The following is a 2,441-nucleotide window of genomic DNA, read 5'->3' on the forward strand; positions in this document are numbered from 1 at the left end:
ATGGCGCGGCGACCGGCATATCGCTCAACAATGTCAGCGGCGGCGTAATCGATCTCGGCACGGTCAACCTGCTAGGCATCACCGGTGCCAATGCGCGCGGTGTCGACATTTCCGGCACGCTCGGCTCGACGTTGAATTTCGCCAGCCTCAACATCGGGCTTGGCGCGGCGAACACGATCGGTCTCGACCTCAACGGCGCGTCGCTCGGCGCGAGCAACATCACCGCTGGCGATTTCGACGTCGACGGCGGCGGTTTTGCCGGCACGATCGGCATCGACATGGCCGACACGACCGGCACCGGCACGATCCAGCTCGGCGACACGATCAACAACAATCCGGCGGGACAGACCTCCAAGATCGAAAATGTAGGCTATGGGGTCCAGTTCTCCAGCGCCACCAACGCCCAGCTCCTGTTCGGCGACGGCGCCGGCCCGGCCGAATCGTCGATCAAGACCACAGGCGGCCAGGTCATCCACGCCACCGACACTTTGCCGACCAACGGCGACTACAATTTCAACGACGTCAATTTCGATGGCGACATTTCGAACCTGTCCTCCTACAAGGTCTACTATGTCACGGCCGATGCCACCGCCCTTGGCGACGGCAGTCTGCTCAATCCAGGCACCTACGCCAACGCCCAGACGTCTTCGGCCAATGTCATTGTGCTGATCGACAAGACCGTCGACGGCGGCCAGGCGACGATCGACCTCGGCGCGACGTCGTTCCAACTCGATGACGGACAGGTGCTGCTCGCCTTCAAGAGCAACGACGCGGCGATCGATGTCTCGCAGCTCGGGGTCGACACCAGCGCCGGCGCGTCGCCGGCGTTCCACTTCACCACGGTGCAGAATTCGCCCATCATCGCGGCGCCGGCGGGCATCGACACGCTGCGGCCGGTCCTGCAGAGCAATAACGCCACGCAGGTCATCAATCTGGCGACATCAGGCAGCGGCATCTTCACGGGCGGCATCCAGAACCTGATCGTCAGCAATCTCGGTTCCGGTGCGGGCGTTGCCGCCAACGCGACCGGCGCCTCCAGTTTCTTCGTCAGGAACAACACCATCACCGCCGGCGGCAACGCGCTCGATTTCTCCACCACGGGAGCTCCGGCCAATACGCTTCTGCTTTCGATCGACGGCAACACGCTCAGGTCGACCGCGTCCGGCTTGGCTGCGTCGTTCACCGGCCAGAACATCGATGCCGACCTGAATTCAATCGCGATCAGGTCGTTTGCCGGCAATGCGGTGACCGGGGGCGCCGGCAGTGGCGGCATCGCCTTCAGCAATGTCCGCTTCGATTCCGACGGCGCCGGCGGCACCGTCAGCGCCGGCACGCTCGGCATCGGTAACCCAGGCGCTCGCGTCCAGGGCAATGGCCTCAGTTTCACCAACACCAGCGGTACCCTTAATCTAGGCACGCTCAGCCTTGCCAACAATGGCGGCACCGGTGTCATCGCCAACACCAAAACCACCACCTTCACGCTGAACAACACCGGTGGCGTGGTCACCACCACCAACGGCGCGGCGTTCGATCTCGATCCGCTGACCGTCAACATGACGTTTGCCACCGTAAACGCCGGTGGCGGCGCGAGCGGCATCATCTTCGACGGCGTCGCCGGCACCTTCACCGTCACCGGCGCGACGACCATCGGCAACACGACTGGCTTTGGCATCGATGCCGTCAATACCAACACCGGCACCTTCAACTTCAACACGGTGACGGTGAACAATGCCACCGTCCCCAACACAGGCGGCGGCATCCGAGTCCAGACCGGCACGCTCAACGTCACCGGCCTCGCCAACATCGACACGACCAGCGGCGTTGGCCTCTCGCAGGCCGGCGGCACAACCAGCTTCACCAACGGCGTCACCATCGACACCACCGCCGGCACCGGCATTCTCGCCACCGGCGGCACGATGGGCATCACCGCTACGGCTGCCGCCCAGACGGTGAACGCAACCGGCGGCACAGCGATCAATCTCTCCGGTGTCGCCGCCACCATCGCGCTCGATTCGACCTCGTCGGCCGGTGGCATCAACAATGTCAGCCTGACCGATGTCACGGGCATTGTTGGACTTGGAACTGGTGCGCTGAGCGGCGCAACGGGCGCGTCGTTCAATGTCGTCGGCGGCACGGCTGCCGTGAGCTATTCGGGCACGGTCAACAATTCGGGCGCATTCAGTCCGGCGCTGAATGTCCAGAGCCGGCTTGCCGGCGCCGGCCTCGTCGCCCTGAGTGGTAATCTGACGGCCAGCGGGCTGGGCGTATCGCTGAACAACAATGCAGGCGGTACGGTGACGGTGTCCGGCGCCTCGAACAGCTTTACCGGTGGGGGCACCGGCATATCGATCACCGCCAACACCGGCGGCACCTACAACATCAGCGGCGCCAGCTACGCCATCGGCATGAGCAGCGGCGGGCTTGGCGTCGATATTGCCGGC

At 64.3% G+C, this 2,441-nt stretch carries 1 pseudogene; it reads left to right on the forward strand.

The features are described 5' to 3' along the window. Positions 1-2,441 (forward strand): annotated as a pseudogene (locus tag EOD15_RS32790) (hypothetical protein); the annotation flags it as partial.

The organism is Mesorhizobium sp. M7A.T.Ca.US.000.02.2.1, from assembly GCF_003996995.1.
Taxonomy (GTDB): Bacteria; Pseudomonadota; Alphaproteobacteria; order Rhizobiales; family Rhizobiaceae; genus Mesorhizobium.